The organism is Psychrobacter sp. 1U1 (assembly GCF_051847535.1).
In the GTDB taxonomy this organism is placed as follows: domain Bacteria; phylum Pseudomonadota; class Gammaproteobacteria; order Pseudomonadales; family Moraxellaceae; genus Psychrobacter; species Psychrobacter saeujeotis.
The window spans coordinates 17,891-33,375 of the sequence record NZ_JBPYDD010000007.1 but is presented as its reverse complement, the minus strand read 5'-3'; the positions used below and the strand labels follow the sequence as shown (position 1 = coordinate 33,375).

Annotated in this window: 15 protein-coding genes; 4 read left to right on the top strand and 11 right to left on the bottom strand. The window is 42.7% G+C overall.

All coding sequences use genetic code 11. The features are described 5' to 3' along the window. Positions 1-888: an ABC transporter ATP-binding protein gene (locus tag ACS8FB_RS11115; protein ID WP_439262973.1), complete on the bottom strand. Its 888-nt coding sequence runs from the start codon at positions 886-888 to the stop codon at positions 1-3. A 315-nt stretch (positions 889-1,203) separates the two neighbouring features. Between ACS8FB_RS11115 and truC the strand changes: the two genes are divergently transcribed. Next, a complete protein-coding gene (gene truC / locus ACS8FB_RS11110; RefSeq protein WP_439263172.1) occupies positions 1,204-1,983 on the top strand; it encodes a tRNA pseudouridine(65) synthase TruC in 780 nt (259 codons plus the stop codon). 285 nt (positions 1,984-2,268) lie between these two features. Here truC and ACS8FB_RS11105 read toward each other — a convergent pair whose 3' ends face one another. Next, a complete protein-coding gene (locus ACS8FB_RS11105) occupies positions 2,269-3,186 on the bottom strand; it encodes a DMT family transporter (RefSeq protein ID WP_439262972.1) in 918 nt (305 codons plus the stop codon). Positions 3,187-3,334: 148 nt separating this feature from the next. Between ACS8FB_RS11105 and ACS8FB_RS11100 the strand changes: the two genes are divergently transcribed. Together ACS8FB_RS11100 and ACS8FB_RS11095 are read left to right on the top strand one after the other, a co-directional pair. Next, entirely contained in the window at positions 3,335-3,790 is a 456-nt protein-coding gene (locus tag ACS8FB_RS11100) for an Lrp/AsnC family transcriptional regulator (protein WP_439262970.1), read from the top strand. 85 nt (positions 3,791-3,875) lie between these two features. After that, a complete protein-coding gene (locus tag ACS8FB_RS11095) occupies positions 3,876-4,541 on the top strand; it encodes a hypothetical protein (RefSeq protein WP_439262968.1) in 666 nt (221 codons plus the stop codon). A 3-nt stretch (positions 4,542-4,544) separates the two neighbouring features. On the opposite strand, the gene ACS8FB_RS11090 is transcribed toward ACS8FB_RS11095, so the two are convergent. Together ACS8FB_RS11090 and ACS8FB_RS11085 are read right to left on the bottom strand one after the other, a co-directional pair. Continuing rightward, the gene (locus tag ACS8FB_RS11090; protein ID WP_439262966.1) at positions 4,545-4,769 is read right to left on the bottom strand and encodes a hypothetical protein; all 225 of its coding nucleotides are present in this window, start codon (positions 4,767-4,769) and stop codon (positions 4,545-4,547) included. 66 nt (positions 4,770-4,835) lie between these two features. Further along, positions 4,836-4,991 (bottom strand): hypothetical protein, encoded by a 156-nt coding sequence (locus ACS8FB_RS11085; protein ID WP_439262964.1) that lies wholly within the window; start codon positions 4,989-4,991, stop codon positions 4,836-4,838. Between the two features lie 574 nt (positions 4,992-5,565). Between ACS8FB_RS11085 and ACS8FB_RS11080 the strand changes: the two genes are divergently transcribed. Further along, positions 5,566-5,880: a hypothetical protein gene (locus tag ACS8FB_RS11080; protein WP_439262962.1), complete on the top strand. Its 315-nt coding sequence runs from the start codon at positions 5,566-5,568 to the stop codon at positions 5,878-5,880. 274 nt (positions 5,881-6,154) lie between these two features. Here ACS8FB_RS11080 and ACS8FB_RS11075 read toward each other — a convergent pair whose 3' ends face one another. The 7 genes from ACS8FB_RS11075 to ACS8FB_RS11045 form a co-directional block, all read right to left on the bottom strand. Continuing rightward, complete coding sequence (locus ACS8FB_RS11075; RefSeq protein ID WP_439262960.1) at positions 6,155-6,988, bottom strand: sulfite exporter TauE/SafE family protein; 834 nt, start codon at positions 6,986-6,988, stop codon at positions 6,155-6,157. A gap of 43 nt (positions 6,989-7,031) precedes the next feature. Next, positions 7,032-7,535 carry a flavin reductase gene (locus tag ACS8FB_RS11070; protein ID WP_439262958.1) on the bottom strand — a complete coding sequence of 168 codons (504 nt, stop codon included), beginning with the start codon at positions 7,533-7,535 and terminating at the stop codon, positions 7,032-7,034. 176 nt (positions 7,536-7,711) lie between these two features. After that, a complete protein-coding gene (locus ACS8FB_RS11065; RefSeq protein WP_439262956.1) occupies positions 7,712-8,755 on the bottom strand; it encodes a methionine synthase in 1,044 nt (347 codons plus the stop codon). A 180-nt stretch (positions 8,756-8,935) separates the two neighbouring features. Further along, positions 8,936-9,943 (bottom strand): DUF1852 domain-containing protein, encoded by a 1,008-nt coding sequence (locus ACS8FB_RS11060; RefSeq protein ID WP_439262954.1) that lies wholly within the window; start codon positions 9,941-9,943, stop codon positions 8,936-8,938. A 257-nt stretch (positions 9,944-10,200) separates the two neighbouring features. After that, positions 10,201-10,734 (bottom strand): YceI family protein, encoded by a 534-nt coding sequence (locus ACS8FB_RS11055; RefSeq protein ID WP_439262953.1) that lies wholly within the window; start codon positions 10,732-10,734, stop codon positions 10,201-10,203. A 182-nt stretch (positions 10,735-10,916) separates the two neighbouring features. Continuing rightward, positions 10,917-14,024: an efflux RND transporter permease subunit gene (locus ACS8FB_RS11050; protein WP_439262951.1), complete on the bottom strand. Its 3,108-nt coding sequence runs from the start codon at positions 14,022-14,024 to the stop codon at positions 10,917-10,919. Continuing rightward, positions 14,021-15,304: an efflux RND transporter periplasmic adaptor subunit gene (locus ACS8FB_RS11045; protein ID WP_439262949.1), complete on the bottom strand. Its 1,284-nt coding sequence runs from the start codon at positions 15,302-15,304 to the stop codon at positions 14,021-14,023. Before ACS8FB_RS11045 ends, ACS8FB_RS11050 begins: the two co-directional genes overlap by 4 nt. Between the last annotated feature and the right edge of the window lie 181 nt (positions 15,305-15,485).

Genomic DNA, 15,485 nt, shown 5'->3' with positions numbered 1-15,485 from the left:
TCAGCCTTTTACCGCGTCTTTTGACTGTTGCTTATCATGAGCCGTGAAGGTATGAGAGTCTGTAAGACGGCAGCTAATATCAGCCTCGTGATGTCCATAGTTTTGGGTTTGCGTGTATTTGCTTAGCGGGTCGGCTTCAGAGATTCCGTCGGCAAATAAGCTTAAGATATTGCGGCGTTTGATATTGAGCTGATTGAGAATAAAGTTGGTGACAAAATCATTGGCAGGGTTGTGTATGATTTCAGCGGGCTGAGCGAATTGCGCGACTTTGCCATCTGATAGCAGTAAGATACGATCTGATAACGTCATCGCTTCTTCTGGGTCATGAGTGACGATCAAGGTAGTCAGCTGATAGCGTTTTGCAATCTCACGAATACGCGCTTTGACTGTTTCTTTAATCACCCCATCTAGTGCCGACAAAGGCTCATCTAATAGTAGTATCTTGGGCTTCATGACTAACGTACGTGCCAGCGCGACACGCTGCTTTTGACCGCCTGATAGCTGATGAACACGCTTACTTAGATGCGCTTTAATATCGAGTAAGTCGATCAGTTCATCGACTTCTTGTTGTGTACTCACACTAGGATTGTTACGCAGACCGTATTCGATGTTTTGTTTGACATTAAGGTTAGGGAATAACGCATAGTCCTGAAAGACAATATTAAATCCTCGCTCCTGCATCGGCACTCGGGTGATATCTTCACCATTGTAGGCAATTCGGCCACCACTAATATTGGTTAAGCCTAGAATCATATGCAATAAAGTAGTCTTACCGCAGCCGGACGGTCCTAAGATTGAAACTATCTCGCCCCTATTTATTTTGAGTGATATATCCTCAAAGATAACTTTGTCATCATACTTCTTAGTAACCTGCCTAAGCTCTAACATATCGACTCACCTAATCACTTATAAAATTTAAGTACTTGTCTTGCATAAGTCTGCAGTGTATCTATCAGATATGACAATACAATGACGTCAGCCTAGATTGGTTTTTATAATTTACAATAAGGACAAAGGGGGCTTATGTATTTATGAATAAATAATTTCAGAATACTTCAATATAATCGTTCCTTTATGTACAGCGTATAAATACAGTACCAATTTATTATGCCATTATGGGTGCGATAAAAAGATATGTATAAGAGACAGTAAATATATAATGATGGCATCTACATTATGAGCATTGAAGACAAAAATATGAACATGGATATCGAAAACGGCAACGCTGACCAACACGCCGACCAAATAGAAATCATTTATGAAGATGAGTTTTTAGTAGCCATTAATAAAGAGGCGGGACTACTCGTCCATCGCAGTTGGCTGGACAAAGACGAGACGCGCTTTGCTCTGCAGCTCACCCGCGATGCGGTAGGGTGTCATGTATTTCCAGTACATAGGTTAGATAGACCGACATCAGGGGTGTTGCTATTTGCTAAAAGCTCAAGCGTCGCGCGCAGCCTTACTGAGGCTTTTACTGAGCGCAAGGTAACCAAACACTATTTAGCGGTAGTACGCGGTTACATGCCAGAGCAAGGCTCTATTGACCATGCCCTCAGTTTTAAGCCTGATGCCATCGCTGATAAATTTGCCAACTTGGACAAACCAGCTCAAGAGGCGGTAACCCATTGGCAAAGCTTGGCGCAAATTGAATTGCCCTTTGCCGTATCAAGAAAGCATGACACCAGTCGCTATAGTCTTATACGCTTAATACCTGAGACAGGGCGCAAGCATCAGCTGCGCAGGCATATGAAACATCTATTTCATCCTATAGTGGGTGATACTAGCCACGGCGATGGACGGCATAATCGATTTTTCCGTAGTCAGTATGACTGCACGCGCATGCTGCTACATGCTCAAAGTTTAGCGTTTAGCCATCCAATCATTGGTGAGTCTTTAACGCTAACGGCAGGATTAGACGATCAATGGATGCGTATTTTAGAAGCGTTTGATTGGGTTGAGAGTGTTGAGGGTTTAGTTCTCTAATAAGGATTTGAATCTTAGGCTACAGGCTAATAGTCTCAATATTTTAACTCACTGAAATAGTTGCAGTGTACTTCATGGTGTACCTATCATACATACACTATTCGTAATCGGTACGCTATATAGGCATCGAGCTGACCTATGCTGTCAAATTCATAGATATTAACTGGGAAGATTTTAGTTATATAGCTTAACGATAATAATCAAACCAAAAATTGTGCGTTTATCGAGACGTGCGTTTATCAAAATTAGCTCTATGGTTTTTTAGCATAGCTCACTGGTTTTCATTTACTTCACTCGATTAGATGCAATAACGCCAATTGAGCTTAATACTATGCCGAATACCACTACCATTGTTAAAGGTTCATGAAGTATCAATGCTGCGAGTAAGGCGGTCAGTCCAGGAGACAAAGAGCCAAGCAGCAAGGTGCGAATGGAGCCCAGTTTGTTGACCGCATAAGAAAACCCAATGGTTGAGACCACCCCAACACCAACGCCTTGTACCAAAATAAAAGGTAGGGCGTCGTCAAAAGAAACGACCCCTAAATTTGTCTTTAAAATGCCAGCTAGAACCATCACTAATACTATAAAAAATGACGTGTAAGAAAGTACGATAGCCACAGCTATCGGACTCAACTTCGTATTTTTTAGACCCAAGGTATAACCTGCCCAAACCAAGCTTGCAAGCAATAAGAAGGCCACGCCATGTAGCAAGCTTTTAGGCGGAGACCCTGCATTCCCTATAATCATAGCGGTTACACCAAACAGAATCAGAATGAATGCCAAAAACTTTTTTAGCGATATCTTTTGACGATAAAAAATAAAAGATAAGAGGGCGGCAAAGAATACTGGCGTCCCTGTCAAAATAGTACCAACGTAAGCAGCAGGAGCAGTTCTTGCGCCAAAGGTAGCTAGTAACAGAAAGGGAACGCCGCCACATAATATAAATAAGACATCAATCCATTTAATACTTTTAATTTCCCTCAAACTGGAGTATGCCCAAGGCGTCAATAAAAGTAATGGCACGCTAAATCGAATGAGCATGACATCAGCAATACTTAGCGATGACCCACCAATAGCTCGGACAGTCAATGCAAAGCCTGACCAGATAAGTAGCACGGCAATCATAGCCACATAGCCTTTCGCTAGCGGAGACATTGCAAATAAGGTGTTTTTGCGCGGAGATGATTGAAAGATTGTGTTCATGTCGATATCTTAAGCTTGTATACAAAGCCTAATTATCAATCAAACATCGCGCTTTTATCTCTATTCTTTTATTGCAAATCTATAGTTATTTAGTGGATAATGCCAATTAATATAGAATTATTGGCTTAAAACACCAGAAAGGCAATACATGGATAAAATCGACCGTCATATTTTGGAAGTGCTTCAGAAAGAAGGACGCTTATCGACAGCTGAATTAGCCGAGCGCATTGGTCTGTCACCCTCACCTTGTGCTAGGCGCCTGAAACGTTTAGAAGATGAATCCTATATAGAGGGTTACCAAGCAAACGTCAGTAGAGTGAAAACTGGCATTAAGATGAGCTTTTTTGTAGAAGTCAGTCTCAATAATCATCAAGAAGCGTCAATTATCGCTTTTGAAAATGCGTTATCTGAGATGGACGAAGTCATTAATGGCCATGTTGTCTCGGGCCCTTATGATTACTTATTGGAAGTAGTCAGCGCAGACCTCAATGGTTATGAAGAGTTTACTCGTAAGTTGCATAAGCTGACTAGCGTTAAAGACATACATACCCACTTATCAGTAAGAAAAGTGGTTAATAAAACAACGTTGCCCATTTTTACATGATATCTTTTAATGCCTATTAGGGTCTATGCTCAATTAAAAAAACAGTCATTTAAATGACTTAAATAATTAATAAACTTAAGATGCCATGAAAATTTTACAACTCAGCTCAATCGTTGCATTAGTAACATTAACCACGCTCACTGGGTGTCAACATATCGATAAAACGTTAGAGCAGACACTAGAAACTAAGTCTTCTAATGTCATTCAGAAACTGTTTAATGTCGAAACTGATAGACAGTTTTATATCACTTTTCCTGACCACAAGAATCAAGTGGCGTTAACTGAGTTTGTCAGTGCCAATGACAGCCAAGATAGCAAACCGTATGTGAGAGGTGTATTAGCAGATAGTAAAAATTATTCAGCGTCACTAGACTATACTAATATCACTGCGTTGAGTATTTCAAATGATAAAAACATTTTTAAGTTTGTTGCGCCTTATACTTTAACCAATCCTGATTCGGATAAAAAATCCAGTCTAGATAGCCCTGATCTACCTAGTAGCGCACTCTATCTAGGTGCTTTTGAGCTAGATTACCGTACTAATAATATCAACCAGTATGGGCAACAGCTTTTGGGTGAGTACAGTACACTGACTACGATAGATTATAATGGACAAGACACGTTCAATGTCGTTATACGTCAATATCAAACAGAGACTGACCAAAATAAAAAAATCAACTCAAGTGTTCATAAGCTAACGCTTGATGTAGATGAAGGGTTAATCTTAGTTAATGATGCTATCGTAAAATAAGCGTTAATGGCTTTGATTGTGGGCTAGTTTTGTTTTTACCTGTTTGATCAGCAATGAGACATATAAAATTACTGCTAAGACTAAGCAGATAAAAGTTAGAGGTAAAAACAGACTTTCTTGAAGTACACCTTCAGAATTAACGCCGCCATAAAACATAGTTTCCATCAGTCCAAAAAACGCAGCAAGCGCTAACAGGATTGAGCCACCGATAAACAGTTTAGATTTCATAAAAGCTCCTTTAGACAATAAACTAAAATTATAAGCATGCTTTCTTTAAAGATTATTGCAGTATCGCTATCGTTCAATGACACAAATAGGATAGTTTCCTGGATTTTGACCACCGCCTAAATCCAAGCAAATATCATGATAATAAAATTCGTGAGCTTTGATACCTAGCCAGAAAGCAATAATGACAGTAACAGCAATTATTATCATCATCTTAATATTCATATAGAGATCCTAAGTAAACAAGCAACTACAACAATATTGATTTGGGTCTATCTTATATGAGTTGGAAATAAATAGAGTGGTAGTTTGTACTTTTCACAAACTATTCATAATTGTATTTTTTGCAGGACAATTCAGATTACGAGCAAATATTGCGATAGTTTATACCAGTTTAGACAACGTCATTCTTAGTGCGGCAGACAGTCTGAAAATTAAGCTCTCTAAAGTATCAACATTGCTTGATCAATCTGCTGTTGTATCTTAAGCAGAAATTTTTCGGTCATTAATTTCGATACTAATTTCTTAAAGGAACAAAGCTAGTATGAAATAAGCACTACTTTTAAGCACGCTGTTACTCAGTTTAACGGCATGTCAGAATACTAATACACATATCTTAGATAAGAACGATACCTCACCCGCAAAACCATCCATAACCGTTGAAGCGGATCATACGACTTCCAACATAAGCGGTAACTATAATAAAAGCTTTCACTATGCGGATTTTTCTGCGCGTGTAGTGAGTACGCCTAATATTAAAGGTGGTTATAACTTAAAAATTCAGACAATGGGAGAAGATATGATTGAAAAATCCATTGATGATCCTGTCGTTAGTGCCATGGTAGGAGATCTTAATAAAGATGGGTTCTATGAGATATTAGTCTTTACTCAAAGCGTGGGTAGTGGCTCATATGGTGATGTCATTGCTTATTCGAACAATGAAGGGATGTCATGGAATGAAGTCTCTCATCCAGAACTGACTGATAAACTCAAACAAGGTTATATGGGACATGATGAGTTTGCCTTGGTTGAGAATGTATTGGTTAGACAGTTCCCACTATATTTAGAAGGTGATACTAATGCCAACCCCAAAGGTAAAATCCGCCAAATTTAGTATGATATGAAAGATGGGGAAGCTTCTCGTCAATTTGTAGTTAACGAATTCTAAGTACCCTACTATGAAGTCTCACTACATTCGATCAGATCAAGATTTCTTGTAGTTTTAATCTGGTTGTAGTCTTTTATAGGCGTACCCTAGAGGAACCATCTAAAAGGCATCAAAAATCGATTAACAGACCACTTAAAATAGACTGTTATAGTAGAACTACTCTTATTAGACTAAGTCGCATAATAGAAATTCGTAATTTTAAATACACCAATATAAATACTCAAACCAACGCCTTATAAAGAAAATAAAGCCCAACTACGAATAACAATACTGAAAAACACTTTTTCAATAATTGCGGTGAAAGCATATGAGCGACTTTTGCGCCGACTTTGGCCGTAAAAAAGCTCATAATACTGACACCCAAAAAGGCATAAACATGCACAAAACCAATGGTGTTAGGTACACTCACTTCTTGTTGCATACCAAAAAACATAAACCCTAACGCGCCTGCTATGGCAATAGGTAGACCACACGCCGCCGAGGTGCCAACCGCCTTTTGCATGACCACATTATAACGGGTGAGATAAGGCACCGTTAAGCTGCCGCCACCAATACCAAAGATAGCAGAAGCGATGCCAATTACCCCACCTGCCGCCAATTGTTTAGGTTTTGAGGGTAGTACTATATTGTTATGGTTGGTATTACTGACATCATTAGCATGACTAGCGACCTGTTTTTTACCACCTAAAAACATCTTATAGGCGACCCACAGTAAAAACACGCCAACGATAAGCTGAAGATATAACCCAGATATCTGTCCCGCAATTCCTGCGCCCAAAAAACAACCAAGCACCAAACCGGGGGCGAGGTTTTTAAAGACCGGCCACATGACGCCGCCTTTTTTATGGTGCGCCATCAGCGAGCTGATAGAGGTGATAATAATGGTTGCAAGGGAGGTACCCAATGCCAGATGCATGACGTTATCAGCGGGGAAATCCATTTGGGTAAAGACAATAAATAGCAGCGGTACAATGATAGTACCGCCACCTACGCCAAAAAGCCCTGCTGCAAACCCTGCTAGCGCGCCAATGATTAAAAAAATGAATAATTCCACAGGTGAGTACTTTTTAGTTGAATGAAGTTGAATGGTGAATCACTTAAGCCATTTGTATTTGACTAACGTGATGATAAGCGCGATTAAAATAGACCAAACTCTCGCCACTCTCAGAATCTTGCTCAGATTGGCTGATAGCGACTACTCGGCACATAAACACACTATGAGTGCCCACTTGCTGAATATCCTCAATAACGCAATCAAAGCTCACCAACGCATCTTGTAGTACGGGCGCGCCAGTGACCAGCTCAGTCCAAGCGCCCTGCGCAAAACGCTCCTTTGCACTTAACCTGGAAGCAAAGGCATTGGATAAATGTTCGTGCTGCGCGCCTAGCACATTAACCGTTAAGATTTTATTCTCTACAAAATGCACATGCGAGCGTGCCGCCGTATTCATACAGACCAGCAAAGTTGGCGGCGTATCGCTGACACTACAAACAGCGGATGCAGTAAAACCATGACTGCCAGACACGCCTTTAGTCGTGATCACATTCACCGCTGTCGTGAGCAACGACATGGCATTTCTAAAATCAGTGACTTCAATCATAACTAATATCCTAAATTTATCACAGCTTGTTTCTCAAATGCGCTTAGCTGTAGGCTGGGTTTTTAACCCAGCATCATAACTTTGTAATATATAAAAGCTGGGCTAAAAGCCCAGCCTACACGAATATATGTATGCTTGTAACTGAGGCCACTCATGGGGATAAACAAGCTAAGGGGTTAAGTCGTCAGCTCTTGACGCACGATTGCAGCGCCAGCGCTTAATGCTTGTAGCTTACCGCGGGCAACCTCACGAGAGAGCGGTGCCATGCCGCAGTTGGTCGATGGATACAGCTTATCGGCATCGACGAACTGCAAGGCTTTGCGTAAGGTATCAGCCACTTCCTCAGCCGTTTCAATGGTATTGGTGGCGACATCGATAGCACCGATCATCACTTTTTTACCGCGAATCAGCTCTATCAAGTCCATCGGCACATGCGAGTTTTGACATTCAAGCGAGATAATATCGATGCTGGATTGTTGCAACTTAGGAAACGCTTGCTCGTATTGACGCCACTCGGAACCCAGTGTTTTTTTCCAATTATTATTGGCTTCGATACCATAGCCGTAGCAGATATGCACGGCCGTTTCACACTTCAGCCCTTCGATAGCGCGCTCAAGCGTAGCCACGCCCCAGTCATTAACGTCATCAAAGAACACGTTAAAGGCAGGCTCATCGAACTGAATAATATCGACACCAGCCGCTTCTAATTCGCGCGCTTCCTCGTTAAGGATTTTAGCAAATTCCCACGCTAGCTTTTCACGGCTTTTATAATGCGCATCGTATAGCGTATCAATCATGGTCATCGGGCCTGGTAGCGCCCATTTGATCGGCTGATCGGTTTGCTGACGTAGAAATTTAGCATCGTCAACAAACACGGGCTTAGTACGGCTGACCGCGCCTACCACTGTTGGTACGCTCGCCTCATAGCGATCACGTATTTTGACCGTTTCACGGTTTTCAAAATCGACACCTTCTAGATGCTCAATAAAGGTCGTCACGAAATGCTGGCGCGTCTGCTCGCCATCGCTGACGATATCGATGCCTGCGTGCAATTGCTCTTGCAAAGACACGCGCAAGGCGTCTTGTTTGGCTTCTAATAACTGCTCGCCATCTAATGCCCAAGGCGACCAAATTTTTTCAGGTTCTGCCAACCAAGAAGGTTTGGGTAAGCTGCCAGCGGTTGAAGTGGGCAATAGTACTTTTGATGATAATGTTGTCATAGTGATTTGTCTTTTATATTTTGGTTTTTATAGTAAATGTATGGTCTTTTGAGAAGAGACTGTTATCTATTTTTTGCAGCCTCTGTCAGCGTAGACACAGCAAGCAAGAAAAATGTATAACAGTCTCACTGAATAATCTCTACATCGAACTAGTTTCATATCTTGGCGAATGGCATACTATTAAGCTGCGCGTTTTCTAGCCGTCGAACTGCTAACCGCAAAGCCTGCCGCCCACTCCTCTAAAATATTTCGATACGGCTTAATAAACTGCTCTTCGGCGAATTTGCCTTGCGTTACTGCCATCTGACTACGCTCTTCGCGGTCATAGACCACTTGCGTCAACGAATAATCTTGGTACTTCAAACTGGGCTGATATACGTGACTCGCGGTTGAGTTGGCATTATAAATTTCAGGGCGGTAAATCTTTTGGAAGGTCTCCATCGTCGCAATAGCGCTGATTAGTTCCAAATCGGTGTAATCACTGAGCAAGTCACCGGCAAAGTAGAATGCTAGAGGCGCAACACTACCGGCAGGCATAAAATAGCGCACGGTTAAGCCCATTTTATGAAAATAGTCATCCGTCAAAGAGTACTCATCTTGTCTATACTCTACCCCTAATACTGGATGCTGATTGCCTGTACGCTGATAGACTTTACTGCTTGACACACTCAGGCAAATAACAGGTTGTTTGTTAAAGTTGGTTTGATAGGCTTCTGAGTTCAATAAATGTTGAAACAGTTTGCCGTGCAAATCACCAAAATCGTCTGCTGGTGGCGATTTTGGGTTTTTCTCAAAATGTGCTGGCAGTACGATGCTAAAGTCATAATCACGCACGTAAGATGAGAAGCTGTTGCCAATCATGCCATCAATACGCTTGTTTTCTTTATGGTCGATAATCGTTGTTTTCAGCGTCTCAATGACTGGGAACGTATGGCCATTGCCTTCGATATCTAAGTCTGCAGAGATGATATCAACTTCAACAGAATAACGGTCGGCGGTTGGGTTATCCCAATGCGCGAGATCATTAAAACGGTTATTTATCATAGTCAGTGTTTTGCGTAAGTTCTCTTGACGACTCTCGCCACGTGCCAAATTCGCAAAGTTAGTCGTCAGACGTGTGCTATCTGCAGGCTGATAGTTTTCATCAAAACGAATGCTCGAGATGGAATATGTAAATTGTTTACTCATGATAGATTGCCTTTATTCAAGATAAAACCAAATTTGTGTATGAGGTAGATCATACCCAAACTCTGACATGAATAAAAACGATACTATTTAAATTTAAGATGAATATTATTCATCTTAGTAAGGTTAGAACATAAAAGAAGAGAGCAACGATAGTATGGCAAATGATGGTTCAATGACATAAAAAAAACCAAAACTTATCTAATAAGTCTTGGCCTTTATCGATTAGTTATTATACTAAAAGAGTGGTAGTCAAAAAACTACTGCTTAGCCGCCTCAATCTGAATATTTAAATCCACCTGTTCAGTAATACCTAGCCGCGTATACTTACTGATATCCCACTCTCTGCGGTCAATGGTTGTCGTAAAATCACCACCACATACTGAGCCTTTCGCTATAAAACTAAAATAACAATTGAACTTAGTAGCGGTTAGCGTTACTGGATGAGTAATATCGCGAATAGTCAACTCCCCATCGACTCGGGTCACATCGCCCGTATTGTCATCAGCGAAATGCCACTTAGTAGACTTAAAGTAAGCTAGCGGATACTTGTTCATATCAAAAAATTCATCGCTTCTAAGGATGATATCAAAGGCTTTATTACCTGTATTTAAAGTGTTAATGGGAATGACTAAAGAGACATTGCCAGTGTACGCCTTTTGGTCGTATTCTAGCTGTCCGGTCAGATTATAAAAGCCACCCGTATTAGTTGAGGTATTAAAATGATCGATAGCGAAGCGTACATTGCTATTTGCAGGTTCTAGCAAATAGCTAGCAGCATGACTACCAGTCATACTACCTATAATTAATGATAACGCTCCTAAAAATTTGACGTACCTGCATGTCGTTTTAGAACATTTCATTTTAGAAAGTGCAAATCGGCTCATCTCTATAGTCCTTTATTGATAATAGCTGATTAGTTTTACTACCTAGCTTCTAGCCTACTCTCATTTATGACTTATAACACGCTTTCATACTATGATTTTTCAACGACCGGATTATTATCTTTACCATGCGGGATCAACCATTTAGCAAACCACCCTGACAAGTCATCCATCAAAGTATATACGACTGGAATTACGACCAAACTTAATAGCGTTGAGGTTACTAGACCGCCTAACACAGCAGCCGCCATCGGACGCCTAAAGGTAGGATCAGCATCACCCCAGCCAAACACGAGCGGCAACATGCCAGCACCCATTGCAATAGTGGTCATAATGATAGGACGGGCGCGCTTGCGACAGGCATCGATGATAGCCTCAAAACGTGTTAAGCCTCTGTTTTGCGCAATAATGGCATAATCGACTAATAAAATAGAATTTTTGGTGGCGATACCCATCAGCATAATAAAACCGATCATCGACGGCATCGATAGACTACTGCCTGTAATGACCAAACCCACGAATGCACCGCCTATCGATAACGGCAGCGCCATTAAGATAGTAAAGGGTTGTAAAAGCTTCCCAAAAAGTAGAATTAAGACGCCTAAGATACAAATAATACCCACCGACATGGCAATGACAAAACCGCTAAATAGCTCAGCCATGTTTTCCGCTTGGCCCTGTGCAATCATCGTAATAGAGGCTGGGAGTTGCTGCATGGTAGGGGTGTTTTTGACTGCATCTACCAATTCACCAAGCTCACCTGTACCAGGCTGCACCGTAATCGTGATTGAACGTTCACGGTCAAGACGGCTGATCTTTGCAGGCCCTGTACCAAAATTGAGGTCAGCCACTTCGCCGACACGCACACCTTGTCCGGTTGGGTTTGTACTAGGTACATACAAGCCTTCTAACTGATTGACGTTTTGTTTGGCTACATCAGGCAAGCGCACCACAATAGGAATCTGCCGCGTATCCAAATTCAGCTTGGATAGGCGCTGCTCATAATCACCCACTGTCGCGATTCGTAAGGTGGTTGCGATATCTTGTGTAGTGACGCCTTTATCTGCCATTGCTAGCCGATTAGGGGTTACAGTCAGCTCTTGTTGCGGTAAGCTGCGATCACTGGTGACCGCGCCTGCAATTGGTAATGCGCGGATATCTGTCATAATTTGCTGTGCAGTCTGCTCCAGCACTTGCGGATTGGTACTGGTCAACGAAAAGCTATATCCTGTCTCGCCGCCACTTGATAACCCTACTGTAAAACGCGCACTAGGCACTTCTGTTAATATGGCGCTAATATGTTGTTCAATCTCCTTTTTGGGTATCCGCTTGGCACGCGGTGTCAAAACAATATCTAAACTGGCGATGTTTTTTGCGCCACCACTACCACTAGAGCTGTTTGGCCCCATCGCCTCTTGTGCTTGTCCAACTGAAGAAAAAACATGGGCAACTTCAGGCAATGCTAAAATACGCTCACGTGCCAATGCGGTCACCTGCTCGGTATCTTCAAGCTCAACATCAGGCGTCAGCTCAATCCCTACTCGCGTTTGATCAATGTCATTATCAGGAATAAATGAAGTCGGTAGTAGCTGCACTAGGGCTAATGACCCTACAAATAATAATAAGGTAGCCCCCATAGTTAACCAGCGATGATGAAGTGTCCAGGATACTATCTTTAAATACCAGGTCATCAAGGCGCTTTGTTTTTCGACCCGGTGTTTTTCTGGTCGCAAAATGTAGGCTGCCATCATAGGGGTAATCAAGCGTGCGACCAATAGCGAAGCAAAAATAGCCATCGCCGCTGTCCAACCAAACTGGCGGAAGAACTGCCCAACCACACCGCCCATAAAGGCTGTAGGTAAAAACACCGCAATTAAGGTAAAGGTAGTGGCAATGACTGCAAGCCCAATTTCATCAGCGGCTTCCATTGCCGCTTCATAAGGCGTTTTACCCATCCGTAAATGGCGGATAATGTTTTCGACCTCAACGATAGCATCATCGACCAACACACCGATGACAAGTGATAACGCCAATAACGAGATAATATTAAGGCTAAAATCAAATAGATACATACCCAAAAAGGTAGGAATGACCGACAATGGCAAGGCTACAGCGGCGACAATCGTTGCACGAATATTGCGTAAAAATAAGAACACGACGACGACTGCTAGAATACCGCCTTCAATCAACATACGTAATGAAGACTTATAGTCCTCTTCTACTGGGGTCGCACGGTCGTAGACTTTTTCGACCTCGATATTAGTCATCTCAGCACTTAACTGCGCCAGTGCCGCATCCACTCTTTTGGTAACTTCAACTTCACTGGCACCGCGTGAACGAGTGATGTTAAAGGCAACCACGGTTTCGCCATCTAATTTGGCAACAGAGCTAGGATCAGCCGCGCCATCCATCACTTCAGCCATACGGCCTAACGCTTGCGTGCCTCCAGTAGGGACGGCAATCTGTAACTCGTTAAGCTCACGCGCACGCTCTACTGCCCCCAATACCCGAATGGTTTGAGTCGTAGTACCAACTTCAGCTTCCCCGCCTGCGCTGTCTTGCTGAATACCAGCGATCTGCTGAGACAATTGAGGGATGGAGAGTTGCAAACCACTAAGCATGATAGGGTCAGCGGCAACGGTAATCTCACGTTCAAGACCACCAATCCGACTAATAGCGCTTACCCCTTGAATATCAGATAAGCGCTTGGTAATGGTGTCATCAACGAACCATGATAAGTCCTCAACACTCATATTATTGCCAGTCACAGAATACGTGACTACTGGAAATCCTGCTGTCGAGACTTTGGTAATAATAGGGTCATTCGCGGCGGCGGGTAAGTCTCCACGTACCTCACCGACAGCTGAACGCACATCATCCATGGCTTCTTGAATGTCTTTTTCTAACACAAACTCGGTTGCGATAGTCGCAGCGCCTGTTTGTAAGGTAGTACGAATATGCTTAATACCTTCAATGCTAGTCAGTCTGTTTTCAATCTTTTTAGCCACATCGTTTTCAAGCTGGGCTGGGGCAGCTCCTGGCAAAGTAACCGTGACTACGACCGCTGGTAGATCAATATCAGGGAACTGCTGCACTTTCATTTGTTGAAAGCCAAACAAACCACCGAAAGTGAGCAAGACAAATAATAAAATCGCAACGAGCGGGTTTTTGATAGAATAGGTAGATACATTCATATTCATGATGTTGCCTGCACAGCTTCACTTTCCACGACCCATACCAAGTCACCATCATTTAAAAAACTACCGCCTTGCTTGACCACTCTAGTATCGCTCGGCAAAAGCTCTGCAAGTACGACGCTGTCGCCAATACGATCTCCTAAGGTCACGCGCTGCTGTTGAATACGTCCGACCGTTTTGTCATTCTGGGTTTTGATATCCGTCACTAGCATCACATAATCATAGCCATCATTGCTGACAATGGCGCTATTGGGCACCGTTTGCATGCTTTCGCTACCGAGCAAAAACTCACCAGTTTGGTACATACCTGCACGCGCTGCAGAGTTGTCATTTAAGCTTGCATAGATAGTAATTTGACGGTTATTGTCCGCTGTCGGCGCGATACGACTGACTTGTCCCATCACCGACTGGTCCCTTGGCAAGCTAACTTTAACGGGCGTACCCACGTTTACATCACCAATTAACTTAGGATCGATATCAGCACGCCACTCTAAAACACCCCCTTTAATAATCGTAAATAGCGGCTCACCACCTGCGACCATGCCGACCTCAGCCATCTTGTCACTGATTACCCCACTTACGGGCGCGACGACGTTGGCATTCTCAAGGTTTAGGCGCTGATTGCTTAAGCGCGCTTTTGAGGCTTGCAAGGATGCTCTAGCACGAATCTCAGAAGTACGGTAACGGTCCGCCTCTTGTTTACTGATAGCATCGATATCAAGTAGCGGTAGCACACGTGCCGCATCTGCACTCGCATTGGCAAGCGTGGCTTCGGCTTCGGCCACGTCTGCTTCTGCTTGCAAGACCTGCTGCTCCATCGCGTCGGTATCGAATATTGCCAAAACTTGACCAGCTTTAACGCGCGCACCTTCTTCAACCAATACACGCTCAATCGCCACCCCATTGACCTTGGCACTGACATTGGCAATATCCTTGGCACTAATCGTACCGTCAGCTGTTAGCGTGTTGCCGACACTATCTTGACTCGGCTGTACGGTTTCGATCGTTAAAACGGCTTGATCGCTATCGGTATCAATGGACACCTTATCATTTTGTGTCCCAGAGACAACGGTCGACTCATCCGTAGTCGAGTCATTGTCACCCCAATATTTGCCTAACAGCACACCAATGACCAGCACTGCTACCAGCACAGGCAATAGCCACACAGGAAGCTTTTTTGAGGGTTTATGCTTTGCCGTATCAGGGTTGCGATAAGGCGGCAACTCAGACTCAGGTGTAGAATTAGACACTTGCTTATCATTAGGGTCTTGAAGGTCACTCATAGTTGGTCTCTATAAATAAGCACATTGGTAAAAAAGAGGATAAACGTTAATTTTTAGCGGGGTGGTATAGACAGTTTATATTATTGAACGCTTTTTGCATTGTAGTCTATCGTACTAACAGGTCAACTGTCGTTTATCCTTTTTTATCAATAACTCACTAAGAACTATCGTTAGAATATGA

Coding starts and splice junctions, on each gene's coding strand:
- ACS8FB_RS11115 (WP_439262973.1), bottom strand. CDS start 888: ATGTTAGAGCTTAGGCAGGTTACTAAGAAGTATGATGACAAAGTTATC.
- truC (WP_439263172.1), top strand. CDS start 1,204: ATGGATATCGAAAACGGCAACGCTGACCAACACGCCGACCAAATAGAA.
- ACS8FB_RS11105 (WP_439262972.1), bottom strand. CDS start 3,186: ATGAACACAATCTTTCAATCATCTCCGCGCAAAAACACCTTATTTGCA.
- ACS8FB_RS11100 (WP_439262970.1), top strand. CDS start 3,335: ATGGATAAAATCGACCGTCATATTTTGGAAGTGCTTCAGAAAGAAGGA.
- ACS8FB_RS11095 (WP_439262968.1), top strand. CDS start 3,876: ATGAAAATTTTACAACTCAGCTCAATCGTTGCATTAGTAACATTAACC.
- ACS8FB_RS11090 (WP_439262966.1), bottom strand. CDS start 4,769: ATGAAATCTAAACTGTTTATCGGTGGCTCAATCCTGTTAGCGCTTGCT.
- ACS8FB_RS11085 (WP_439262964.1), bottom strand. CDS start 4,991: ATGAATATTAAGATGATGATAATAATTGCTGTTACTGTCATTATTGCT.
- ACS8FB_RS11080 (WP_439262962.1), top strand. CDS start 5,566: ATGATTGAAAAATCCATTGATGATCCTGTCGTTAGTGCCATGGTAGGA.
- ACS8FB_RS11070 (WP_439262958.1), bottom strand. CDS start 7,535: ATGATTGAAGTCACTGATTTTAGAAATGCCATGTCGTTGCTCACGACA.
- ACS8FB_RS11065 (WP_439262956.1), bottom strand. CDS start 8,755: ATGACAACATTATCATCAAAAGTACTATTGCCCACTTCAACCGCTGGC.
- ACS8FB_RS11060 (WP_439262954.1), bottom strand. CDS start 9,943: ATGAGTAAACAATTTACATATTCCATCTCGAGCATTCGTTTTGATGAA.
- ACS8FB_RS11055 (WP_439262953.1), bottom strand. CDS start 10,734: ATGACTGGTAGTCATGCTGCTAGCTATTTGCTAGAACCTGCAAATAGC.
- ACS8FB_RS11050 (WP_439262951.1), bottom strand. CDS start 14,024: ATGAATATGAATGTATCTACCTATTCTATCAAAAACCCGCTCGTTGCG.
- ACS8FB_RS11045 (WP_439262949.1), bottom strand. CDS start 15,304: ATGAGTGACCTTCAAGACCCTAATGATAAGCAAGTGTCTAATTCTACA.